Below are 24392 nucleotides of genomic sequence, written 5' to 3' on the forward strand. Positions count from 1 at the left end.
TGAGGCCTAGAGTCGGTAGTGAAGAGGTCCAGGCCAAGGGTCACGGGGTTGGGAGAGCGTCATGCAGCAATCACGGCACGCATCATCACATGTGTCTGGCACGGGGTCGTCCGGGTCGGCTGTGGCTTCTCGCCCATGGAGTGCCCAGGTGCGCCGTGGGGTGGACCTGCAATCCCTCTATGCCCTGGTGTACCTGGTGGTGGCCAACCTGATCGCGGGGGTTTTGAATCTGCCCTCGGTGGCCGCGGCCCTGGGCATTGCCCGTCAGCCGGGGCTGGGCGATCTGCTGGGCGATCTGGTCATGCTGGTCTTTCTCTTCGGCACCCGCAGCCAGGATCTGCTCGGGCGTGGCTCCAACCCTGTGCAGTACAAGGCTCAGACCAATCCCGGTCCGGCCGTGCTGATCGGGGCCATCCTGCTGATCATGCTGGCCAGCAGCATCGAGACCGGCTTCACCTGGGTGGTCAACCAGGGATCCCAGGCCCTGGGGCTGGTCTACCACTCCACCACCTCCCAGATCGCTGCGGGCCAGCATGGGTTCCTGTCGCCCCTGGACACGGCCATCCTGGTCCCTGTCGTCGAAGAATTCCTGCTGCGCGGCGTGGTCATGGGCCGACTGAAGCCCTACGGACGGACCTTCGCCATCGTCACCTCCTCCCTTATCTTCGCCTGCCTGCACGGAGACGTCACCCAGAGTCTGTTCACCTTCCTGCTGGGCCTGGTTCTGGGTGTCATCGCCATGGAATATTCCATCCTCTGGTCCATGGCCCTGCACATTTTCAACAACCTGGTCCTGGCTGACGCCATGATGTGGCTGACCCAGACGGTGCCAGCCCGCACCGGCACGATGATCAACCAGGGCATGACCCTTCTGGGGCTGGTTGGGGGACTGGTAGTCCTCTGGCTGATTCGGGGCCGGCTGGCAGACCGTCTGCGCGCCGATCGTTCACGCTCCGGCACCTATAAGGGCTGGATCTCCCTTGGATTGGCCGTCCTGTTGGTTCTGGCCGTGGTCAATGCGGCCCAGCGCTTCTCCCTGGCTTGACAAAGGTACAGTTGTCCACATCCTCCGCCAGGCGAACCTTTGAGGACCGATTCCCGCTATGCTGGATGCAGGGATGCAGATACATCCGTATGAAAGGAAACAAGGATAGACCGTATGACATCAGTACTGACACCACTGGATCAGACCCGTCTGGAGGGCCTGCGCACCGCCTTTGATGAGCGCGAGGCCAACCACGTCGCCATGAACGCTGTCACTCAGGTAGGCATTGACGAAGTGGCCCACAACTATAACCGCTCCCGCCTGCTCCAGCACCGATTTTCGGTCAGCATCGATAATGGCACGGTCACCTCGCAGGCGCATTCCGGACGTTGCTGGCTTTTCAGCTCGCTGAATGTAGCCCGCTTTGTGGCCCGCAAGGCGCTGAACATCGATGGTAAAAGCACTGCCAACCCTATGGGCGATTTCGAGCTGTCCCAGAACTACGCCATGTACTATGACAAGCTTGAGCGCGTCAACTACTTCCTGCGCGACGTGGCGGCTCTGGTGCGTGCCGGCGAGCCCGTCGACTCCCAGCTCATGCGCTTCTTGATGGGCGATGTCATGGGCGATGGCGGCCAGTGGATCATGGCCATGAACATCTATAAGAAGTACGGTGCAGTGCCCAAGCAGTTCTATCCCGAGACCGCTTCCTCCCAGAACACCAGCCAGATGAACGACCAGCTCCGTCGCCTGCTTCATCAGGCCACGGCTCACATGGTGGCCAACCCGGATGGCATCGACGGGATCATTGATCGGACCCTGGAGGCCGGTCACCGTATCCTGACCATTCATCTGGGCACCCCGCCCACCAGCTTCGACTGGGAGTGGACCGACAAGGACGGCGTCTTCCACAGGGATGGGCGGATCACCCCGCAGGAGTTCTGGAAGCGCTACGTGAATGCCGGACTTGAAGACTATGTCTGCCTGGTCGACGATCCGCGTCCCGAGCACCCCAAGGGCCGCAAGATCGGCATCGAGCATCTGGGCAACGTGGCTGGCGGCGATCCCACCGAGTATCTGAACGTTCCGGTGGAGGTCATGAAGGACTGCGCCCGTCGTCTGATGAGCGAGCAGGGCCTGCCGGTCTGGTTCGGCGCCGACTGCCACCCCATGATGGACCGCAAGGCCGGCCAGTGGGCCACTGACCTGTTCGAGTACGGCCGGGTCTACGGTGTGGACTTCGACATGGACAAGGAGCAGCGGGTGCGCTTCGGCGACTCGGCCCAGAACCACGCCATGGCATTCGTGGGTGTGGATGTGGCCGATGACGGCCGGACCACCAACCGCTGGCGGGTGGAGAACTCCTGGGGCGGGGACATCGCCAACAAGGGCTACTTCACCATGAGCGACGACTGGTTCAGCCAGTATGTCTATGAGGTGGCCGTACCCAAGTCCATGCTGTCCGAGGAGTATCGCCGGGCCTTTGACCAAGAGGCCATCATGCTGCCCGCCTGGGATCCCATGGGCGCCCTGGCCTGAGCAACGTCACCAATTTATCCATCTAATTGTTCGTTCCCGTGGTCTGCATGGATCGCGGGAACGGACCGCCCGCATTGGTCCGGATGCGGGCGGTCATAAGGAATTCGGGCAGGATCGTCGCAGTACGACAGAGAGGAGAGCGACCGTGGCATTCGTCAAGGAACCGGATATCATCCCGGAAGAGGAACGGCAGTATTTTGCTGATACGGCCGTCTTTCCCGAAACAGTGGACGTCAACATCCGTCAGTTGGATCCCATCCCGGCCCCCAGGGTCTTTCTGCGCTCGCGGCCCTTGGATTCGGAGCGTATGGAGTTGGTGCGGGACTCCCGTCAGGCCATTCGGGATGTTCTGCATGGCCGGGACGATCGGCTGCTGGTCATCACCGGCCCCTGCTCAGTCCACGACCCGGAGGCTGCTCTGGAGTACGCCCGTCGTCTGTCGGCCGTCAATGAGCGGTTGAAGGATCGGCTGCTGATCGTCATGCGGGTCTACTTTGAGAAACCCCGGACCACAGTGGGCTGGAAGGGGCTGATCAACGACCCCGATCTGGATGGAACATTCAATATTCGCAAGGGGATTCGCCTTGCCCGTCAGGTGCTCTGGCAGGTTCTGGGACAAGGGATTCCGGCGGCCACGGAATGGTTGGATCCCATCACCCCGCAGTATCTCTCTGACGCGGTCAGCTGGGGGGCCATCGGGGCTCGGAACACGGAGAGCCAGGTCCACAGGGAACTGGCCAGCGGCATGTCCATGCCCATGGGTTTCAAGAATTCGACCGAGGGCAGCGTAAAGGCAGCGGTTGATTCCTGCCTGGCTGCAGCATCCGAGCATCACTTCCTGTCCATCAACCTGGACGGCCATGTCATCGCTGCCGAGACCAGGGGCAATCCAGATTGTCACTTGATTCTGCGCGGTTCCAGTCATGGCCCCAACTACGATTCGGAGTCCGTCCGGTCCGCCCTGGAGGCCATGCATCAGGCCCCGCTGGGCCCTGGTGCCTGCCGGGGGCTGATCGTCGACGCAGCCCATGGCAACTGTGGCAAGGATCCAGTGCGTGAGGCCCAGGTGGTCGAAGAGCTGGCAGAACGTATCGCCAAGGGTGAGCAGGGCCTGTCAGGCATCATGATGGAGAGCTTCCTTGAGGGCGGTCACCAGGCTCCGGCCCCGCTGGATCACCTGGTCTTCGGCCGGTCCGTCACCGATGCCTGCATTTCCTGGGACAGGACCGAGGAACTGCTGCAGATCCTGGCCGATGCCGTGCAGGCTCGTCGGGAAAGGAGAAAGCATGAGCCGGATGAAGGATGAGCCACAGGAGCCTCTGCCCCGACCCAGCAAGGCCTACGAGGTTGAACTGGTGCACAAGGCGCTGGCGGCAGGCGTCAACCCCCTGCAGACCGGGAACGTGCCCAGGTGGGAGGACGAGGTAGGCATAGGCCGGATCGTCAACAGGAGGGTCTTTGAGCTTGACCGCCTGCCTTCGCCCGCGCAGATGCTGACTCGATATCCCTTGGACGGATCGGCCAAGGATCTGGTCATCCGCTCCCGGCAGGAAATCGTGGACTGCCTGCATGGGCGGGACGACCGGCTGCTGGTCATTGTGGGTCCATGCTCCATCCACGACCCCGATGCTGCGCTGGACTATGCCCGTCGTCTGTCGGCCGTCAACGAGCGGTTGAGGGATCGGCTGCTGATCGTCATGCGGGTCTACTTCGAGAAGCCTCGGACCACGGTCGGTTGGAAGGGCCTGATCAACGACCCCGACCTGGATGGCAGCTATAACATCCAGAAGGGCCTGGTACTGGCACGGCGCATTTTGCTGGGTGTGCTGGAGACCGGGCTTCCGGCGGCCACGGAATTTCTTGAGCCTACATCGCCCCAGTACATTTCTGACGCGGTCAGTTGGGGGGCCATTGGTGCCCGGAACACGGAGAGCCAGGTCCATCGGCAGCTGGCCAGCGGCATGTCCATGCCCATCGGCTTCAAGAACGCCACGGATGGCAGCGTGGATGTGTCCATTGATTCCTGCTATGCAGCCTCTCAGCGCCATACCTTCTTCGGAATAGACCATGAGGGTCAGGCTGCGGCTGTGGCGACCATGGGCAACCCCGACTGCCATCTGGTTCTTCGCGGCTCCAAGTCCGGCCCCAACTATGATCAGGATTCGGTGCGGGCAGCCCTTGCCGTGCTGCGCCAGCGCATGCCTGAGGACAGCGCGGCTGCCCACGGACTGCTCATCGATGCTTCCCATGGCAATTCCGGCAAGGACGAGCGGCGCCAGATCCAGGTTGTCCATGAGCTGGCCCGGCGGATAGGCGACGGTGAGGAAGGCGTCACTGGCCTGATGATGGAGAGTTTCATACGTGGAGGCAATCAGAAGCCGGCCCCATTGGACCAGCTGGTCTACGGGTGTTCGATCACCGACCGTTGCATCTCCTGGCCTGATACCCAGGACCTGCTGGAGGAGCTGGCAGGAGCAGTGGATCGTCGTCGAAGCGCAACTCGTTGACTTGCGCCTGCAGTAGTCTGGTCGGGCTGCAGTTGCCAGTGGAATCTTGGATAAGGAGTCAGGTATGAGCGAAGCGGATGCTTCCCCGAAGGGTGAGGATCGGCGGCCGGTTGCCGTCATCGGGGCCATGGATGAGGAGGTGGCCCTGATCGGCCGAGGTCTGCAGCAGGCGGATCAGGATCCCCGGGCCGGTGAAGCTGGCCTGAAGGTCATATGCGGCGCCCTGAATGGGGCGCACGGCCCGGTTCGTCTGGCTGCCACCGTGGGTGGCATGGGTACTGTTAACATCGCCGCCACCACACAGTATTTGATCGATGCCTTCCGCCCCAGGGCCGTTATCTTCTCCGGCATTGCGGGCAACCTGAACAAGGACCTGCACATCAACGACGTGGTTCTTGGCGGCACCCTGCGTTATTTGGATACCGACATGCGATTGGTGGCCCAGTCGGCCCCCGGCACCGAGGAGTTCCACTCGGACCCTCGCCTGCTGGATCTGGCAAGCCGGACCCTGGACTCCATGGGGATCAAGCACATCGTCGGCACCATTGCAACAGGTGACTACTTCGTGGACAGCCCGGAGAAGATCGCCGAAGTCAAGGAGCAGACCGGGGCCGACGCGGTCGAGATGGAGGGCGCGGCTGTCTGCCATGTGGCGGCCCGCAACAAGGTGCCAGCCCTGGTCATCCGCGCTCTGAGCGACAACGCCGACACCGACTACGAGGTCTTCCGGGAGTTCGACATCTCCGAATATGCCGACACGGCCGCCAGGCTGGTGCTGGGCATCGTGCGCGAGCTCTGAGCGCAGGTCAGCAAGGAGCCCTCAGCCGTGCAGCTTGGCGCCTATGGGCCTGTGATCTGACGGGTTGCGCCCGTCAGGGCCCAGATGTCGTGAATCTGCTGCAGTTCTGCAGTCCCCGAAGCTGGCTGGCTCCGAACTTGCCGTGCCTGTGAACTTGACGGCTGCACCTGACCTGTGTAATATTGCCCCTTGCATACCAAAGACCGTTGGTCGGGACCCTTGGGTCTCCTAAGTTCGGTTGATCGAGCCAGCACAGGTTGAGTTTCAAATCGGTCCTTGTGACCTGTTTTTTCGCTCTGCCTGTCGGCAGGGCTTTCTTTTTGCCCGCCATGCTCGGTCGTCCGGCTCCCTCCAGAGGTCTGTCTAGGAAGGAACGCCATGAAAAGGCCCGAAAAGGAAGAGGCTGTCGCCAGGCTGACGGACAAGTTCCGTGACGCCGACGCCATCATCCTCACCGAGTACCGCGGGCTCAGTGTTCCGCAGGTCGCCGATCTGCGGAACAAGCTAGGCCGCGATACTTCCTACAACGTGGCGAAGAACACGCTAGCCCGGATTGCAGCCAAAGAGGCTGGAATCGAGGGTCTCGATGAGATGCTTGCCGGCCCCTGCGCCATCACCTTCGTCAAGGGTGATTACGTCAATGCCGCCAAGGCGCTGCGTGATTTCGCCAAGGACAACCAGGCACTGATCGTCAAGGGCGGCTTCATTGATGGAGCTGTTGTTGACGCGGATGCCATGAAGAAGATCGCGGATCTGGAATCCCGCGATATTCTGCTCTCCCGGATGGCCGGCGCGCTCAAGGGCACCATGTCCAAGGCCGCCAACCTGTTCGTCGCTGTGCCTACCAAGGCCGTGCGCACGTTCGACGCCCTGCGCGAGAAGCAGGAAAAGGCCGCCTGAGTCCACGGCACTGGCCCGGATTCATACGGCAAACACAAAAAAAGATGTTCGGTGATCGGCCTACCAGTCAATGCCGGTCGCCACAAATGAAAGGAAGCCATTATGGCCAAGCTCTCTGCTGACGAGCTCATCGACGCGTTCAAGGAAATGACTCTGGTCGAGCTGTCCGACTTCGTCAAGAAGTTCGAGGACGAGTTCGACGTCGAGGCCTCCGCCCCCGTGGCCGTGGCCGCTGCCGCCCCCGGTGCTGCTGCTCCGGCTGAGGAGGAGAAGACCGAGTTCGACGTCGTCCTCTCCGCCATCGGCGACAAGAAGATCCAGGTCATCAAGGCTGTCAAGGCCATCACCAACCTGGGCCTGGCCGATGCCAAGGCTCTGGTTGACGGTGCCCCCAAGGCCGTCCTGGAAGGTGCCAAGAAGGAGGACGCCGACAAGGCCAAGGCTCAGCTGGAAGAGGCCGGCGCCACCGTCGAGCTCAAGTAGTCATCGGCTCTTTCTGAGCCCTTGCATGCTGGAAAGCCCTGTGTCGTCACCGACGGCCCGGGGCTTTCCCATATCCGGCCATGCCATGGGGGATGGGTGTGCCTGTTGGGTCGACCTTGGACCAAACGATTATGAGTCGCTTGCTATCCGCACAAGAGTGGATCAAAGTGTCTGAATTGATTCATGGCAGGCAATGAACCACCTGCCGTTTTTCGCAATCAGGTCTGCAGATGCTCCCGATCCTGACGGCTCCAAGTGCTGGGCTATGCCTGCGAACCTATCATGTGTCCTTTATCAGTTAATTCGGCACGCAATCAATCCTATCTCTGGGTTTCATGACAGAATAGGCGATAGTACCGAGTGAAGGCGGCTGCAGATTTGGGAGGTCGAAAACGTGAGTGACGATCGGCGACCGGGGCAGGTGTGGATAGTCAAGTTCAATGGGGCGGAAGAGACCCGGCTCAAGCCTGGCGAGACCGTCGAGATCGGCCGCAAGCCTCTGCGTCCGCTGGCCGATGACGGTCGGCGTCGTCTGGAGGTGCCCGATCAGACTAAATCCATGTCCAAGCGGCATGCCATTTTCGCCGTCGACCAGGACGGTCTGGCCACCCTGCGCGACATGGGTTCCACCAACGGCTCCTATCTAATCCAGTCCGACGGATCGCTGGTCAGGCTGCCTGTGGACGCCGCCTTCCCCCTGTCCAGCAGCTCGGCTCGCTTTCAGTTCGGTGATGTCCCTGTCGACTTCGTGCGCATCAACAATCCCGAAGAGGATACGACCGATCCCTCGCCCCGGGTGCCCGACCTCTTCTCATACTCCACACAGCCCCGGGGCGTGGTGGAGCCTGATGCGGCTGAAATGTCCGTCGACGACATTCTGGACATGCGCGCCGGCGAGCCCACTGGCATCTTCAAGGCCGACGGGGTCCGCAACCGGGTCACTGCCCTTCACGATATGGCCCTGGGCGCTGCCAAGACAGCCGATTCTTCCCAAGAGGCCAGCGGTGCTTCACAGGATCGTCCCAGGACTGCCCCAGCCGCGCAGGGTTCGGAGGGCAATCCGTCGTCGCCTTTCTCAGGAAGAGCAGAGCCCACAGATTCGCGAGGCCCGCAGGTTCGGTATTCTGACAATGCTGATTCAGCTGGGCATGGCCAGACTGACAGGGGGCCGGCTGATGCCGGCTCGGCTGATGGTCAGGGATCATACCCTCGCAGGGCCTATGCCGACCAGCAGGATGATAGAGCATTCGAAGACCGCGAAGGTGATCGGCGTGGTGGCGAAGCCCGCCAGCCTCTGCCATGGCAGGAGCACGAATCCGAGCAGAGTCTGCCGCTGGTCGGCACTCGGCAGGAGGACAGCCAGCCGGTCGACCGCGATCTTTTCGCTGATGCTCGTCGTTCCCGTTCCGCTGAATCCGCCCCTGATCAGGATCGCTACGACCAGGATGCTCGCGATGCCCGTGATGATCGTCGGCATCGCGATGATCGTGCAGCTTCCGGCCGCAGGGGCTATGCAGATGGTCAATCTAGGCAAGGCCGGGGGAGGGAAGCGGACACCGCCCAGGGATTCACCCCGCTGGGAGCCGTAGAGCTGGCCCGCCTCTCCAAGAAGGAATCGGATCAGGCCCGACGTCCTCAGCCAGCGGATCAGCCGGATGATGACCAGCAGTATCAGCCGGCCTTCGAGCCCGGATCGGTCTTCGAGCGGGTCTCCAAGGGTGACTATGACCGTGGCCAGGAGGCCATCGTGGTGGACGGAATGAGCTCCGATGATGCCAAGCGTACTGGTGACTTCGCCCTGCAGTTCGCCATGGCCAAGCATCGCCAGCTGCTGCCCTTTCTGGCGATGAATCCGGCCCTCTATGATGATCTGTACGCCTGGTTGGAGGCTCAGGGCGATCAGGACATCGACGCGGCCCTGCGCAACAATGACGGGTATCACGAATATCTGAACGCCGTGCGGAAGTGAGTGGACGGATGAGCGAGACGGTAATGAGCACCGGGGGATCGGAAGAAGACAAACGGGCCGAAGATGCACAGGCATCAACGGCCGGGTCCTCCTCCGACCGTACGGCAGAAGAGGTCAAGGCCCCGTTGACTCCACTGGAGCGAATCCGGGGATGGCGCCAGGACTACCAGAACCAGGTGGGACTGACCCCACTGGAGAATGTGTCGCAACTGGCGGCGCAGATGGACCTCACGCACGCGCATCCTTCAGGCATTGCCCAGCTCTTCGCCAGCGGCCAGGTTCATCTGGATGCGCTTTTCCGGGACCGCGGCATGCTGCGTGCGGCCCACCGTCGCATGGAGCGGGTCCTGGACGATCAGGCCGCCAAGGAGCGCGCCAGCGGTTTCGCCCAGCTCTCCATGGTGGTAGGGGTGGCTGCCTGGCAGGGGCGCGACATGCCCGTACTGCTCTATCCCGTGCGCATCGATGAGAGCACACAGGGGGCCTCCAGGGCTTCCATCAGATTCACAGGCAAGGTGGATCTTAATCCTGCCTTGATCTCGGCCATGCACGAGCGGGGCATCACCCTGGATCCGGAGCGTCTGTTTTCCGCCTCCCACTATCAGGGCGGCACCCCCGAAACCTCATCGCTTTTCAAGGACATGACGGCCCTGATCACGCCGCATATCAGCGACTTCACCATTGAGCGGAAAATCGTTCTGGGGTGCTTTATCGAGCCATCGGCCCAGCTGCTGGGCGAAAGCCTTCGGATTCTGGATCGGATGACCGCTGGGTCCACCGGCAACGATCTGCTGGATGCCTTGGCTGGCGACCAGGCAGCCTCCGAGCGGCTCAAGGGCGGACCAGCGCCCGACTACAGCCCCTTCGATGCTGACCCTCACAGCGAGTTTGAGGCTGGAGATGTGGACAACCGGGTCCGTTATGCCGCCCAGCTGGTGGCGACCGGGCACAGCGTGCTCGTGGATGAGCAGACCGGCCTCCACAGCGCCGACGATGCCCTGGCCATCGCCTCGCGCTGCGTCACCGCCGGCAGGACCGTGCTCTATGTGCCCTGCGTGGTGGAGGAAAAGCGGCGTTTCCAGCATCGTTTGGATGCTGCCGGGATGGCTGACATGGCCCTTGATCTGACCGACGACCAGCTGGGCAGGGTCCTGGACCAACGGCTGATCGATGCAGTGGGGTTCAAACCCGGCAAGGCCAGCGAGCATTTTGATCAGGTGGCTGACGAGCTTGTGGGTGTCCGCTCCCGACTGACCCGCTACCTGGGCGATCTGCATGGGGTGGATTCCAGCTGGGGGGTTTCGGCCTACCAAACCATTCAGAATCTGGCCAACATCGCCAATATGCCTACGCACCCTGCCACCCGTGTCCGTCTGGGCGCGGCCACCGCCCACGATCTGCAGCCCGATTTGGATACGTGGGCGGACAAGCTGGAGAGGGCTGCCGAGCTGGGCGAATTCGTCATCGGCCCCCAGGACACTCCTTGGTTCGGTGCCACCCTGGTCAACGAGAACGAGGCTGTGGACGCATACTCCCGTGTGGTTCGTCTTCTGCAACGGCTTCTGCCGGACACCCGTGAGCAGGTCAAGTCCACTGTAGAGACCTGCGGATTCCCCGTGCCCGCCACCGTCAAGGATTGGGGACGGCAGGTGGTGGTCCTCAAGAACCTGCGCCGGGTCCTGGATGTATTCCAGCCTTCCATCTTCGAGCGCGATATTCCCGCCATGATCGAGGCCACCAAGTCCAAGGCCGATCGCAAGGCCAATGGCACCAATCTGGGATTCTGGGAGCGTCGGCGTCTGGTCAAGGAGGCCAAGAGCCTGCTCAGGCCCGGCGCCCAGGTCGAGGATCTGCATGAGTCGCTGGTGGTGGTCTCCAAGCAGGCCGAGCAGTGGCGGACTTTCGTCCCCCACGGCGGCTGGCCGGTCCTGCCACCCAAACTGGACGTCATCATCGATACGCAGGAATCCCTGATCCGCGACATGACAGCTCTGGACACCGTCCTGGACTCGACTCCGGCTGGCGGCGATCTGGAGACCATGGACTTCAACAAGGTGGAGGAGCGACTCAAGGCGCTCTTTGACGACCATACAGCCTTGGATACCTTGCCTGAGCGCTGCGCTTTGGAGGGTGAATTCAGCAAGGCCGGGCTGGAGGAGCTGGTCCAGGATCTGCGCAACCGCCAGGTTGAAGGCAAGGCGGTAAGGGCCGAGCTGCAACTGGCCTGGTGGACCACGGTCTTCGACGACATCATGCGCTCCTCGCAGATCATCTCCAACCAGGATGGCTCCGCCCTGTCCAACGCAGCCGACCGCTTCAGTCAGGTGGATGCCCAGCATGTGGCCAGCGTGGGGCCCATGGTTGCCCAGGAGAGCGAAAAGCGTCTGTCCGAGCTGCTTTTCTCGCGCACCCAGGAGGCCAATCAGCTGCACACCATGCTGGCCGGCAACCCCGGTGCCTCCCTTGCGGTCTTCCAACAGGCCCACCCTGGCATACTGTCGGCGGCCAAGCCCATCATCATCGCGACTCCGGCCACGCTGGCAACCAGGACCAATCCGACACAGCTGGCCGACACCGTCATCATCGATGCCGGGGCCCATATGCCTTCCATCCAGGTGCTGACTGTGCTGGCTCGGGCCCGGCAGGTGGCGGTCATCGCCCACCGGCCCACCATCACTTCGGATGGCCTTTTGCAACTGGTCGACCATCTGGTCCCGGTCACCGTCAAAGCCCGACCCTCGCGCCGTTCGATTCGGTTGGACGCCTTCCTGAAGGATCACGGCTATGGGGATTTGTCGGCACCTGTCCCCGATTGTCGGGAACCTGGCAGGGTGACCCTGACCAGGGTGGAGGGCGCTGGCGTCCCAGTCATGGCCACCGGTCTGGTCGAGTCCAGCCAACAGGAGGTCGCTGCCGTTGTCGACATGCTCAAGCGCAGGGCCGGATCCTTCTCCCTGGTGCCGAACAGTTATCTGCTGACTGTGGTCACCCTGTCGGCTACCCACCGCTCAAGGCTGGGCGCCGAACTCAAGTCGGCGGCAGCCAAGGACAGGGTCTTCGCCAAGTTCCTGCGGCATGTACGCATCGTCGGCATTGACGAGGTCTGCGGCGCTCGTGCCACGGACGTGATCCTCACTCTGGGCTTTGCCAAGACCACCCACGGCCGTCTCCTGCAGCAGTTCGGCGATCTGGAGGGCGAAGGGGGCAAGGGCATGCTGCTGGATGCCTTGGTTCTGCCGGATCGGAATCTGGATATCGTCGCGGCGTTCTCTGCTGATGATCTGGAGGATGATCGCCTTCACCAGCCTGGACCGCGTCTGCTCAAGGAGCTGTTGACCTGGGTTGAGCATCCCGACGCGGAACCGGCCCGGCCCGAGCAGGCCGAGCAGTCCACTAATGTGCTCTTCCGTGATCTGGCCCAGCGGCTGCGGACCCGGGGGCTGGACGTGGCCTTGGATTACGGGTACGACCAGGCGCCCCGGATTCCGCTGGTGGTCGGGCTCAAGAACAAGCCCTTTGCTTTGGCCGTGCTGACCGATGACGCCGAGTTCATGCATACCCAGTCCACACGGGAACGTCACCGGTTCACCACTGAGGACCTGCAGTATCTTGGCTGGTCGGTCATGACCGTTTGGAGCGTTTCGGCCTTCGTCAACCCCGACAAGGAAGCCGACAGGATCGTCGCCCGCCTTGCCGATATCTATCAGCAGGCGCGTTGATGGCGGATGATCAGCTAGACCACGGCGATCAGGCCGGTGAGCCTGCGGCTTCGCGCCCGCGTCAGCATCGCCGCGTGGTGCGCCCAGGCAGGGAACGGTTCGATGTCGACGGCATCGAGGAGGATCCCCAGGACAGGATCTGTGCGCATGATCGTCTTGACGGGGATGACCGGCGGATCCTGGGCGAGCTGCCGCCCCACTGGGGACTCTTCCCCAATGAGCGCGGCGACTGACTGCCGGTCCTAGTCCTGGCCTTTGGGCAGTCCGGTTCCGGCCTGTTGACTGTCTGAACCTGTTGACTGGTGGATGTCTTCGGCGATCTGGCGCAGCAGCTGAAGGGTCTGGTCCTGAGGGCTGGGTGCGTTGGGCTGGTCCTTGATGCCCGAGGCTGCCCGGCTCAACTGCCGCAGTTTGTTGATGGGCATGATGATGCAGAAGTAGACGGCGATGGCGATCAAGAGGAAGTTGAGCAGGGCCGTCAGAATGGCGCCAAAGGAGATGGTGGCGTTCCGGTAGCTGATGGTCAGGAGTCCCGACAGGTCCGGTTTGCCGAAGATCATGGCGATCAGGGGGCTGATCAGATTGTTGACGATGGCGTTGACCACGCTGGTCACCGCAGAACCCATGACCACGCCCACGGCCATATCCACCATGGATCCGCGTGAGATGAACTGCTTGAACTCGCCCAGCACCCCCTTGTTGCTGATCTGCGAGATTTTGTGGACTGCTTCGGCGGTATCCTTGGCCGCCACCTGATTGATCGAGGCCATCCTGCATCCTTCCGTAGCCGATGTGAGGCATGGAGCGCCCATGCCTGCTTCTTCCTCCATTATCGCGGGCCCAGAATGGTTTCGGTTTTCCGACATGATCGGAGGGTGTCGGTGCAGAAGTGCTGTCGGGGCGGATGGCGATGACGGGTGTGGATGGATCCAGCGATAGCAAGAGCAGAGCCTGACTGGCATTCAGGGCGAAGACGGCCTGGGACGCTTGCCGGATCTGGTTGCCCTCCCGCTCTTCCGGGTCGGATCGATCTTTGGCGATGGTCTGCGCCGGTTGCAGCGCCAGTGCCTGCTCGGCTATCATGCAGTGTCCGCCGCCTGAGGCCTGCCCGGGAGTCGGCGTCTGCATGTCGTTGACTTGCTGGCTATGGGCAAGCCCTGGCGCCCTATCAGAACCTGGTCGGTCTTGTGTGGAGAGTGGTGGCAGAGAACTGGGTTGGGCGGGATGCGTGCTGGCGGCGGCTGGGCAGTTCCCCGAGGCCAGCAAACTCGCCTGGTCGCCAGCCTGCAGGTTTCCCGGGTCGTCGGCAAGGCGAACAGTCACCGGGGTGGTTCCAGGTGGCTGTGCCGGTCTGCTGCTGATCATGGCCGTGGTCAGCGGTTGCCCTGTGTGGACGCTGATCATCAGCCGCTGCCCACGTACTTGCGCAAATGAGGGGATCAGGCCGGGCAGACCTTCCCTGCCATGCAGGATTCGCGTTTCAACCATGGCGGGCTCAATGGTTGATCCGCGTGCAATGGGCCGCGCGGCGACCAGTACAGATAGGCGGCCCTGAGCCTGAAGCAGGATCTGCAGGGTGCAGAAGACCGCAAGCCCTAATGCCAGGGCGGCCCCTACACGCCGCAACCGAAAAAGTCGCCGTCGGCGGGTCAGGGATCCGGCTGCCGATGAAGGCTTATCCCTATTGCTGAAGATGGAAAAATCGGCCATGCCCCCAGCCTGCCAGGATCTTGGCCGGCGTATGGGTCTGCATGGTCGATGTGGTCGAATGTGCTTCTCGGTCTACTTGCTGCTTGTGGAGCCCGAGGAGGAGGATGAGGCTCCGTCGGTCCGGTAGAAGCCATGGCCCTTGAACTCGATGGGCACTGCGGAGAAGATCTTGCGGACCTGCTGTTGCCCGCACTTGGGGCAGATGGTGATGGGTTCGTCGTTGAAGGACTGCTCCTTGGTGAAGTCGTATCCGCAGTTCTTGCAGCGATAATGATAGGTGGGCACCGTTCTTTCCCTCCGCTGATGGTCGGTTCGCTCGACGATTGGTTCAACACCCAATATCCTAGTGGTGGCTTCGACCAGAAAAATCGGCGCCGGGCCTCTCGTCAGCCTTGTTCATCACCATTATGGTCTGTGCCGGGCCTTCGTGACAGACCTGCGGCTGTGGGCGTGAAACCTTCAGGCGTCAGGACTGCATCCACAGGGAGATCATGGTCCAGATGGGGCAGAGGGGCTTCCACGAATTCGCCGGGCCAGCAGATGCCCACTACCGGGGTCCGGTCTGCACGCAGGGCCAGGGCACGGTCATACCAGCCGCCGCCCCGGCCCAGGCGAATGCCGGCATGGTCGATGGCCAGCGCTGGCACCAGAATCAGATCGGCCTTACCTAAGGCCTGCGCCGGCAGGGCAGGCATATCGGGTTCGTCAGGCCGCCAACCTGGAATCCGCTTCATGTCACCCAGATCCTGCCGTGATTGCAGTCGGCCCCAACCTACTTGGGTGCCTGTACCCAGCATGGGGATGAGCACCTGGTCGCCACGGCCCAGTAGGAGATCCAGGCTGGGGTCCATGGCTATCTCCCCACGAATGGAGGCAAAAGCAGCCACGGTCAGGCTTTGGCCGCCTGGTGAGCGTTCGATCCTGGCAAGCACCTGGCCTGCCAGCAGATCGGCAAGCTTGCGGCCTGCGTCCAGGCATCGGGCCGGGTCGATACGCCGTCGGGCTTCAAGCAGCCGGCTGCGTCGATCCTGCTTGTCCCTATCGATGCGTTCCTGCTCGTTCATGTCCCCAGTTCTACCAGCAGGGGCTCTCCCTGGTGGACGCATGCCTGCCTCAGCAGCCGTTCGGTGAGAACATGGAGCCATGTCGGTTCTGCATACCTTCCGCCAGGTCTGGCAGGGTTCCCGAGCCCGTTCGGACCATGCCCTGGATCTGCCTGATCGTCTGACTTCGCCCCCGGGCCATGGGGACTTCCTGCTGAGGCCCATCCGCGAGGGCGATCAAGCAGCCTGGAACGCGGTCCGATGGAGGAATCGCGATTGGCTGGCCCCATGGGAGTCGGGGGATCCCCGCCACGGGCCTGGCATGACCTATGCCCAGTGGATGCAGGAGCTGGCACGTGCCCGGCAGGAGGGGACTTCCGCGGTCTTCCTGATGGAGTTTCATCAGAGCATCGTGGGGCAGATTTCCTTGGGTGCCATCCGCTACGGGTCCATGCGTGCAGCGACAGCGGGCTACTGGGTGGACCAGGATTGGATTGGTCACGGGTTCGCGCCCCTGGCTCTGGCCATGCTGGCTGACTGGGCCTTCAGGGACAGGAACGGACCCCATCTGCACCGGCTTGAGGTGGCGATTCTGCCTGAAAACGAACGGTCTCTGCGCGTAGTCCAGAAGCTGGGCATGGAGCCGGAGGGGCTGCGCCGCAGCTACATGTACGTCAACGGACAGTGGCGGGACCACCTGACCTTCGCCTGGATCAGTGACCAATTCGATCCGGATTTGCTGGCTCATCTATGAGCCCCTGGGACGGACATGGTCGACACGCTGGGTTTGACTTGCCGCTTGGGGCATACCGTCAACTAACGTAGTACCTATGGTTTATGAATCACTCAGCAGCATCGTGGTTTTGGTGATTGCGGTGATTCTGGTGCTGGGTTGGTTGCCGTTTCGCACCGTCAAGGGCATGAAGCGGGCCTCGGAGCATCGCCAGGACAGGCTTTCCACCTCCCTGCACATGGTGGGTCGGGAAGACGGCATGAGGTTCTGCGACAGGCAGTCGAGGACGGTGAAAGGGTTGGTCATGCAGCAAGGGCAGCAGGATGGCAACCGGCGCAGTCAAGCCCAGCGCGTCAAGCAGATCAGACAGTTGCGCCGCGCGGCCATACGCCGTCGTCGCATCCTGGTCGTTACCCTCTTGGTTGTCACCCTGCTGGTGGCCGGCTGCTCCTTCCTTATGGACTACAGCCCATGGTTTGCTTTGATTCCCCTGGCGCTGGTGGTAGTGGTGTTGGCTGCAGGCGCGCATGCTTCGGCCCAGGCGCGGGCCTGGGAGCGCAATTTAGCCCAGCGGCGTGCCCGGCAGCGTCGTCAGCAGGCAGCCAGTCTGACTAAGAGCAAGACCTCCGGCAAGCCTGGACAGGCCAAGAATGAGGGCGGCACCGAAACTGCCACGGATGTGCTTGATCAGGGTGAGATTCGTCAAACACTGGCCCAGGCCAAGGCTGATCAGCAGGCAGCCCTCAAAGCCAGGCATCACAATTCGTCCAAGCCTGCAAAGTCTGCAGTCAGTAGCAGCAAGGCCAAGAGTTCAGCCGGGTCCGCCAAGTTGAGCGAAAAGACTGCTGCGCAGACCGCACATACGTCGAACAAGCCGTCCGCCGCCAAGAAAGCCTCTGAACGGACCCCAGCCAAACAAACGGCTTCTAGACCGGAGGCTTCCAAACCGGCAACTACCAAATCTTCAAGGGCCCAAAAGGCTGCCTCCAAGCCAGCAGCGCCCAAGTCGTCAGTTGACAAGTCCGCTGCCTCTCCTCAGTCGGCATCCGTGCAATCCGCCGCTGCCCAGTCAGGCAAGTCGGGATCGGTCTCTGCATCTGCTGGCAACGAGCACCCTGCTTCGTCGGCTCAGTCCTCCGCATCCGGGGGATCGTCGTCCTCGGCAAAGGCCCAGGACGACGCCACCAATGAGCTCAAGCGCATCAATCCCTCTCCGGCCTTGGATGCCTTCGGCATGGCAGCAGGCCAGGATCTGATCTCCTTCTCCCTGGGATCAGCCCATGACGAGGGAACAGACGAGGACGGCAGGAATAGCGAGGACGAGGGTCCTCACAGCCTGGAGATCAAGTCCACCCGGCAGGTCTCCGTGGCCCGTCCCCCCGAAAAGAAGAAGGCCGACGGGCAGCCCGACGACTTTCACAAGAGGGAGATGCAGGCTCAGGTCGAGGTGCCCGACCGCAGCGAGGACTCCCTGTCCATCGGCGTGGAGGCTATATTGGCCCGGCGTCGTCCGGCAGCCAAGTCCTGATGGATCAATCGGCGATTGATCTTTCACCACCAGCGTTAGCACTCAAGTTGGCAGAGTGCTAATTTCGCGCTACTATAGCTTGTAGCGCAAAGGAATGCGTGGTGAGTGTTCGTCAGCCTCTCATCGACGTTCCGGCGTGGGTTCATTGGCTGTTCTCACAAGATGTAGGAGGTCCACAGTGTCGATTTCACTCACACCGTTGGAAGACAAGATCGTCATCAAGCAGGCTGAGGCGGAGACCAAGACCGCTTCCGGGCTGGTCATTCCCGATACCGCCAAGGAGAAGCCCCAGCAGGGCGAGGTGCTGGCGGCAGGCCCCGGCCGTCGTGACGACAAGGGCGAGCGCATCCCCATGGATGTCAAGGTTGGCGACAAGGTTCTGTACTCCAAGTATGGCGGCACCGAGGTCAACTACGGCGGCGAGGACTACCTGATCGTGTCCGCGCGCGACGTTCTGGCCATCCTCAAGTAAAGAGGCGGTGATAGTGGCCCCTGGTCCTGTGCAAGGACCGGGGGCCATTCGCGTCTCGGGAGACCGTGCAGCGGAACAGACACCGCGGGGACATATGGCGGCCACTAGCATGGTGCCCATGTACTATCGTCATCGCGCCAGCATTGATTCCCTGCCCGGATACCGGCAGGGCAGCCCGGCACCAGCCGTTCCCGGGTTGACCAGCTACAAGATCTCAAGCAACGAGAACCCCTATCCGCCCCTGCCGGGCGTGGTTCAGACCGTCTCCGAACAGGCCTTGGGCCATCTGAACCGTTATCCGGATATGCGTGGCACCCGTCTGGTGGAGCGGCTGGCCCAGCTGCACGGGGTGGATCCCGCATGCATCCAGCTGGGATGCGGGTCCACTGAGGTCATTACCCAGCTGGTTGACCTGGTGGCCGGTCATGGCGACCAGGTGGTCTATCCTTGGCGCAGTTTCGAGGCCTATCCCATCATCGTCACCTCGGCTGGAGCCACAGGGGTGTCCGTGCCCTTGGATAAAGAGGGGCGGCATGACATCGATGCCATGATCGCCGCGGTCAACGACCGCACCAGACTGGTCATCGTCAACAATCCCAACAATCCGACTGCGACCAACGTCGACCGCGACCAGGCCGAACGGCTGCTGCAGGCCCTGCCCGCCGACCTGCCGGTGCTCTTTGACGAGGCCTATATACAGTTCAACGACGACCCTGACCGCGCCGACGGATTGTCACTCATGCGCGAGCATCCCAACGTGATAGTGGCCCGGACCTTCTCCAAGGCCTACGGACTGGCGGGGCTGCGGATTGGATACGCCGTGGCTGCCGAGCCGATCATTGCCGGCATGAACAAGGTGGCCCTGCCCTTCGGCGTCTCCGATGTGGCCCAGACGGCGGCAATGGCCAGCCTGGATGCACAGGACCGCCTGGCCGAACGGGTCCAGGCACTCAAGCAGGAGCGGGCCAGAGTACTGGCTGGTTTGCAGGAACAGGGGTGGAAGATCCCCCAACCTCGGGCCAACTACTACTGGCTGCCCCTGGGCCAGGCCTCCGCGCAGGCTGATCAGCGTTTCCGCGATGCCGGCCTGTCGGTCAGGACCTTCCCTGGCGAGGGCATCCGCATCACTGTGGGGGAGAGGGAGGCCAACGACCGGGTGCTGGAGGTCTGCGCCGACCTGCGTCGACAGGGTTTGCCGCAGGACCCGATCGCCGACTGAAGGTTGCGCTGGCGCAATCGTAAAAGCATTTGACTGCCGTCCCTGCTGTTGTATGGAATGTCACAGCGGGGGCGGTTTTGCTCCTGTGAACTTGTGTCGTCTTGGATAAACCTATATATTGTGGTTGGCTGGCCAAGTATATCCAACATATAGTGTTTATCAAGGAGCAGCAGTCACTATGTCTTCAGCAGATGTGGATCGGCACGATCCTCCCGATGGCGCCTCCAGGCTGGTGTATTTCTCCAGCGTCTCCAACAACACCCACCGCTTTGTGCAGCGGCTGGGCGTGGAGGAGCCCATCCGCATCCCCCTGTATGAACGGCGCCAGCCCATGCCTGTTATGGATGTGCCCTACCTTCTGCTGGTGCCCACCTATGGGGGCGGGTCAGCCAAGGGGGCCGTGCCCAAGCAGGTCATCCACTTCCTGAACAATCCGGTCAATCGCGGACTGATCCGCGGGGTCATCACCTCGGGCAACCGCAACTTTGGCAGCGCCTATTGCGCGGCCGGCCCGTTGATAGCCCGCCGGTGCGGTGTTCCTGAGCTCTATCGCTTTGAGCTGCTGGGCACTTCGGAGGATGTTCAGGCGGTCAGGGTCATTCTGGCCGGAATGGGAGTGCAGCTCCAGCAGCAGTCGACTGATTCACGAAAGGCGGTTTTGTCATGAGCCAGCAGGAAAGCACCAAAGAGAGCACCAAGTCAGAGGCCGGCGTCTATGCCGACGACGAGATGATGCGCCAATCCATCACCCCGCCCCAGTACCGTGTCACCCCTGAGGCCAGGATTCGCCCGGTCAATTGGAACAAGATCACCGACGAGAAGGATCTGGAGGTCTGGAACCGCCTGGTCTCCAACTTCTGGCTGCCCGAAAAGGTGCCCCTGTCCAACGACATCCCATCCTGGAACACGCTGACCGATCACGAGCGCCAGACCACGGTCCGCGTCTTCACCGGGCTGACCATGCTGGACACCACCCAGGCCACCATCGGCGAGCTGGTGCAGATCGATCACGCCCGCACCGAGCAGGAACAGGCCATCTACACCAATATCGCCTTCATGCAGTCGGTCCATGCCCGCTCCTACTCATCGGTCTTCTCCACCCTCTGCTCCAGCGAGGAGATCGACAAGGCCTACCGCTGGGCCGTGGCCAACGATGTCCTCCAGGAGCGCGTCCACACGGTCCTGCACGAGTATGTCAGCGAGGATCCCCTGAAGCGCAAGGTGGCCTCCACCATGCTCTCCTCGCTTATGCTCTATGCGGGCTTCTACCTGCCCCTCTACTTCTCCAGCCATGCCAAGCTGATGAACACGGCTGACATGATCCGGCTGATCCTGCGCGACAAGGCCATCCATGGCTATTACTCGGGCTACAAGTATCAGCGGGGTCTGGAGGAGAGGACCGAGGCCGACCAGGCCATGCTGGAGAAGTTCACCAACGATTTGCTGGACAAGCTCTACGATCTGGAGATGGTCTACTCCGGGCAGATCTATGAGGGCTTCCCCTTCGTCGAGGATGTCTTCGCCTTCGTCCGCTACAATGCCAATAAGGCGCTGATGAACCTGGGCTATCCGGCCCGGTTCGCAGCCGACCAGACCGATGTCAGCTCGGAGATCCTGGCGGCCCTGTCGCCATCGGCCAACGAGAACCATGATTTCTTCTCGGGTTCGGGCTCCTCCTACGTCATGGGGCATTCCGAGTCCACGGACGACGATGACTGGGACTTCTAGGCCAGTTGGAGACGGTGTGATATTGGGCACAGAAAACCCTATATATGCTCACCGTTTCCGATATCAACAGCACATATAGTAGTTCAGGCTCGCGCTGGGCGGGTTCTGATCGGTCCGTCCTCAGGGCGGGCATCACCGTCAAGACAGGCTCTGGATGGCCTGATCAGGAGGAAGCATGGAGCAACAGCAGACCGCCGGAACTGATTCGGAGCTCAGCGCTCCCGAGTTCGCCGCCCAGGGTCAGCGCCTGGGGGCTGTGGTCTACTTCTCATCGGCCTCGCGCAACACCGCCCGGTTCATCGCCAACTGCCATTTGGATGAGGAGGGGATTGACGTCTTCCGCATCCCTCTGAGGCCCAAGGACCCGCCGCTCAACATTCGACAGCCCTACATCCTGATCGTCCCCACCTATGGGGGCGGATCGGCCAAGAAGGCGGTCATGCCGCAGATCAAGCGCTTCCTGAACGACCCGGCCAACCGGGCCGGCATCCGCGGGGTCATCGCCTCGGGCAACACCAACTTCGGGGAGGCCTTCTGCATGGCGGGGGACATCATCTCCCGCAAGTGCAATGTTCCCTTCCTCTACTATTTCGAGCTCATGGGCACCAAGGAGGACCAGGAGAAGGTCCGCCGCGGGGTTGTGGATTTCTTCCGCAACCACCCCGAGTCCTGAGCCAATTTCATTACACGCATCATCACCGCAAAACTCATGAAAGGACACCCGATGGGAGCAAACGAGGACACGTCCCTGGCCCTGGACAGGACCGCATCCGAGGATGAGGAGACCTTCGATCCGGCTCACGACTACCATGCCCTGAACGCCATGCTGAACCTGTACGACAAGGACGGCAGGATCCAGTTCGACAAGGACCACGAGGCCGAGCGCCAGTACATGGACCGGCACGTGCGGCCCAACACCATGACCTTCCCCTCCACGGCCGAGCGGATTACCTACCTCCTGGATCACGAGTACTACGACCGGAAGGTCTTCGATCATTACACCCCTGAGTTCCTGGACAGGATCTACAAGCATGCGGCCGAGAGCGGCTTCGAATTCGAGACCTTCCTGGGCGCCTTCAAGTTCTACACCTCCTACGCGCTGAAGACCTTCGACGGCAAGCGCTACCTGGAGGACTTCCCCCAGCGCTGCGTGGCGGTGGCCCTGGAACTGGCCGACGGGGACGAGCAGGCCGCCATGAAGTACACGGACGAGATCATCTCCGGCCGCTTCCAGCCCGCTACACCCACCTTCCTGAACCTGGGCAAGGCCCAGCGCGGCGAGCCGGTCTCCTGCTTCCTGGTGCGCATCGAGGACAACATGGAGTCCATCTCCCGCGGCGTCAACGCCGCCCTGCAGCTGTCCAAGAGGGGCGGCGGCGTGGCCCTGCTGCTCAGCAACCTGCGCGAGATGGGCGCGCCCATCAAGCACATCGAGAACCAGTCCAGCGGCGTGGTCCCGGTCATGAAGCTCCTGGAGGATTCCTTCTCCTACGCCAACCAGCTGGGCGCCCGCCAGGGTGCCGGCGCCGTCTACCTGTCGGCCCACCACCCTGACATCATGCGCTTCCTGGATACCAAGCGGGAGAATGCGGACGAGAAGATCCGCATCAAGTCCCTGGCCCTGGGCGTGGTCATCCCCGACATCACCTTCGAGCTGGCCAAGCGCAAGGAGCCCATGGCCCTCTTCTCGCCCTACGACGTGGAGCGGGTCTACGGCAAGCCCTTCGCTGACATCCCCATCACCGAGCACTATGAGGAGATGGTCAAGGACAAGCGGATCCACAAGAAGTACATCGACGCCCGTGACTTCTTCATGACCCTGGCCGAGATCCAGTTCGAGTCCGGCTACCCCTACATCCTCTTCGAGGACACGGTCAACAAGGCCAACCCCATCGACGGCCGGATCACCATGTCCAACCTCTGCTCGGAGATCCTGCAGGTCCAGGAGCCCAGCACCTACTCCGAGAACCTGAACTACGAGCATATCGGCCGCGACATCTCATGCAACCTGGGGTCCCTCAACATCGCCAAGGCCATGGACGGCGGACTGGCTGACACGGTCGAAACCTCGGTGCGGGCCCTGACCTCCGTCTCCGACCACACCAACATCGAGGCCGTCCCCTCCATCAAGAGGGGCAACGATGAAGGCCATGCCATCGGCCTGGGTCAGATGAACCTCCATGGCTTCCTGGCCCGCGAGGGCATCCACTACGGGTCCGAGGAGGGGCTGGACTTCACGGACATGTACTTCATGACCGTGGCCTACCACGCCTACAGGGCCTCCCACGCCCTGGCCGTGGAGCGGGGGAAGGCCTTCGCCTCCTTCGCCAAGTCCGACTACGCCAAGCCGGCAGGACAGGGGAACTACTTCGACAAGTACACCGAGGGCAGCCGTTCCCTGGAGCCCAGGACCCAGCGGATCAAGGACCTCTTCGACCAGTATCAGGTCCACATCCCCACGGTGGAGGACTGGAAGGAACTCCAGGCGGCCATCCTCAAGGACGGCATCTACAACCAGAACCTCCAGGCCGTCCCCCCGACCGGGTCCATCTCCTACATCAACCACTCCACCAGCTCCATCCACCCGATCGCCTCCAAGATCGAGATCCGCAAGGAGGGCAAGATCGGGCGCGTCTACTACCCGGCCCCCTACATGACCAACGAGAACCTGGACTACTTCGAGGACGCCTACGAGATCGGCTGGAAGAAGATCGTGGACACCTACGCCGAGGCCACCCAGCACGTGGACCAGGGGCTCTCGCTGACCCTCTTCTTCCCAGACACGGCCACCACACGCGACCTGAACAAGGCTCAGATCTACGCTTGGCGCAAGGGGATCAAGACCCTCTACTACATCAGGATCCGCCAGCAGGCGCTGGAGGGCACCGAGGTCGAGGGCTGCGTCAGCTGCATGCTCTAAGGCGCCTGTCCTCAGGAATGTGCAATCCCTGGTCGGTGCCGTCTTTGAGGGCGGCGCCGGCCCTTTGGCATCCGCATCCACAGGCCGGGTCCGTCCATGCGATAGACTGACGGTCCAGTCTTGATCCGCTTCGCACTG

General features: G+C 62.1%; 21 protein-coding genes and 1 pseudogene. 18 read left to right on the forward strand and 4 right to left on the reverse strand.

Annotated elements, in window-relative coordinates; translation table 11 throughout:
- Positions 1-61 precede the first annotated feature (61 nt).
- The 10 genes from ACUIAH_RS07815 to ACUIAH_RS07860 all read left to right on the forward strand — a co-directional run bounded on the left by ACUIAH_RS07815 (position 62) and on the right by ACUIAH_RS07860 (position 13134).
- The gene (locus ACUIAH_RS07815) at positions 62-1045 is read left to right on the forward strand and encodes a lysostaphin resistance A-like protein (RefSeq protein ID WP_445340906.1); all 984 of its coding nucleotides are present in this window, start codon (positions 62-64) and stop codon (positions 1043-1045) included.
- A gap of 114 nt (positions 1046-1159) precedes the next feature.
- The gene (locus ACUIAH_RS07820) at positions 1160-2524 is read left to right on the forward strand and encodes a C1 family peptidase (RefSeq protein ID WP_313841428.1); all 1365 of its coding nucleotides are present in this window, start codon (positions 1160-1162) and stop codon (positions 2522-2524) included.
- Between the two features lie 169 nt (positions 2525-2693).
- Positions 2694-3830 carry a 3-deoxy-7-phosphoheptulonate synthase gene (locus tag ACUIAH_RS07825; RefSeq protein WP_445341581.1) on the forward strand — a complete coding sequence of 379 codons (1137 nt, stop codon included), beginning with the start codon at positions 2694-2696 and terminating at the stop codon, positions 3828-3830.
- Complete coding sequence (locus ACUIAH_RS07830) at positions 3811-5031, forward strand: 3-deoxy-7-phosphoheptulonate synthase (RefSeq protein WP_045924840.1); 1221 nt, start codon at positions 3811-3813, stop codon at positions 5029-5031. The genes ACUIAH_RS07825 and ACUIAH_RS07830 overlap by 20 nt, the downstream gene beginning before the upstream one ends.
- 64 nt (positions 5032-5095) lie before the next feature.
- A complete protein-coding gene (gene mtnN, locus ACUIAH_RS07835) occupies positions 5096-5830 on the forward strand; it encodes a 5'-methylthioadenosine/S-adenosylhomocysteine nucleosidase (protein ID WP_045924839.1) in 735 nt (244 codons plus the stop codon).
- Between the two features lie 378 nt (positions 5831-6208).
- Positions 6209-6730, forward strand: a complete 522-nt coding sequence (rplJ, locus tag ACUIAH_RS07840; RefSeq protein ID WP_445340907.1) for a 50S ribosomal protein L10 — start codon at positions 6209-6211, stop codon at positions 6728-6730.
- A gap of 102 nt (positions 6731-6832) precedes the next feature.
- Positions 6833-7213: a 50S ribosomal protein L7/L12 gene (gene rplL / locus ACUIAH_RS07845; RefSeq protein ID WP_045924837.1), complete on the forward strand. Its 381-nt coding sequence runs from the start codon at positions 6833-6835 to the stop codon at positions 7211-7213.
- A gap of 394 nt (positions 7214-7607) precedes the next feature.
- The gene (locus ACUIAH_RS07850) at positions 7608-9182 is read left to right on the forward strand and encodes a variant leucine-rich repeat-containing protein (protein ID WP_445340908.1); all 1575 of its coding nucleotides are present in this window, start codon (positions 7608-7610) and stop codon (positions 9180-9182) included.
- 8 nt (positions 9183-9190) lie between these two features.
- Positions 9191-12901, forward strand: coding sequence for a helicase (locus tag ACUIAH_RS07855; protein WP_445340909.1), 3711 nt, complete (start codon positions 9191-9193; stop codon positions 12899-12901).
- Positions 12901-13134, forward strand: a complete 234-nt coding sequence (locus tag ACUIAH_RS07860; protein WP_445340910.1) for a hypothetical protein — start codon at positions 12901-12903, stop codon at positions 13132-13134. Before ACUIAH_RS07855 ends, ACUIAH_RS07860 begins: the two co-directional genes overlap by 1 nt.
- A 9-nt stretch (positions 13135-13143) precedes the next feature.
- On the opposite strand, the gene mscL is transcribed toward ACUIAH_RS07860, so the two are convergent.
- The 4 genes and pseudogenes from mscL to ACUIAH_RS07880 form a co-directional block, all read right to left on the reverse strand.
- Positions 13144-13671 (reverse strand): large conductance mechanosensitive channel protein MscL, encoded by a 528-nt coding sequence (mscL, locus tag ACUIAH_RS07865; RefSeq protein WP_045924834.1) that lies wholly within the window; start codon positions 13669-13671, stop codon positions 13144-13146.
- A gap of 649 nt (positions 13672-14320) precedes the next feature.
- Positions 14321-14611: pseudogene (locus ACUIAH_RS07870) on the reverse strand (hypothetical protein); the annotation flags it as partial.
- Between the two features lie 72 nt (positions 14612-14683).
- Positions 14684-14896 carry an FmdB family zinc ribbon protein gene (locus ACUIAH_RS07875; RefSeq protein WP_045924833.1) on the reverse strand — a complete coding sequence of 71 codons (213 nt, stop codon included), beginning with the start codon at positions 14894-14896 and terminating at the stop codon, positions 14684-14686.
- Between the two features lie 101 nt (positions 14897-14997).
- Positions 14998-15675 (reverse strand): 5-formyltetrahydrofolate cyclo-ligase, encoded by a 678-nt coding sequence (locus ACUIAH_RS07880; RefSeq protein ID WP_445340911.1) that lies wholly within the window; start codon positions 15673-15675, stop codon positions 14998-15000.
- Between the two features lie 79 nt (positions 15676-15754).
- Here ACUIAH_RS07880 and ACUIAH_RS07885 point away from each other — a divergent pair, with 79 nt between their 5' ends.
- The 8 genes from ACUIAH_RS07885 to nrdE all read left to right on the forward strand — a co-directional run bounded on the left by ACUIAH_RS07885 (position 15755) and on the right by nrdE (position 24254).
- Entirely contained in the window at positions 15755-16408 is a 654-nt protein-coding gene (locus tag ACUIAH_RS07885) for a GNAT family N-acetyltransferase (RefSeq protein WP_445340912.1), read from the forward strand.
- 103 nt (positions 16409-16511) lie between these two features.
- A complete protein-coding gene (locus tag ACUIAH_RS07890) occupies positions 16512-17915 on the forward strand; it encodes a hypothetical protein (protein WP_445340913.1) in 1404 nt (467 codons plus the stop codon).
- A gap of 178 nt (positions 17916-18093) precedes the next feature.
- On the forward strand, positions 18094-18387 hold the full coding sequence (gene groES, locus ACUIAH_RS07895; protein ID WP_015022393.1) for a co-chaperone GroES: 294 nt from the start codon (positions 18094-18096) through the stop codon (positions 18385-18387).
- A gap of 118 nt (positions 18388-18505) precedes the next feature.
- Positions 18506-19606 carry a histidinol-phosphate transaminase gene (locus tag ACUIAH_RS07900; RefSeq protein ID WP_445341582.1) on the forward strand — a complete coding sequence of 367 codons (1101 nt, stop codon included), beginning with the start codon at positions 18506-18508 and terminating at the stop codon, positions 19604-19606.
- Between the two features lie 178 nt (positions 19607-19784).
- Positions 19785-20273 carry a class Ib ribonucleoside-diphosphate reductase assembly flavoprotein NrdI gene (gene nrdI, locus ACUIAH_RS07905; protein WP_445340914.1) on the forward strand — a complete coding sequence of 163 codons (489 nt, stop codon included), beginning with the start codon at positions 19785-19787 and terminating at the stop codon, positions 20271-20273.
- A gap of 65 nt (positions 20274-20338) precedes the next feature.
- Complete coding sequence (gene nrdF, locus ACUIAH_RS07910; RefSeq protein ID WP_445341583.1) at positions 20339-21334, forward strand: class 1b ribonucleoside-diphosphate reductase subunit beta; 996 nt, start codon at positions 20339-20341, stop codon at positions 21332-21334.
- 175 nt (positions 21335-21509) lie between these two features.
- Entirely contained in the window at positions 21510-22007 is a 498-nt protein-coding gene (gene nrdI / locus ACUIAH_RS07915) for a class Ib ribonucleoside-diphosphate reductase assembly flavoprotein NrdI (protein WP_101432834.1), read from the forward strand.
- A 51-nt stretch (positions 22008-22058) separates the two neighbouring features.
- Entirely contained in the window at positions 22059-24254 is a 2196-nt protein-coding gene (gene nrdE / locus ACUIAH_RS07920) for a class 1b ribonucleoside-diphosphate reductase subunit alpha (protein WP_445340915.1), read from the forward strand.
- The last annotated feature ends 138 nt before the right edge of the window (positions 24255-24392 follow it).

Source organism: Bifidobacterium sp. ESL0820, from assembly GCF_052606235.1.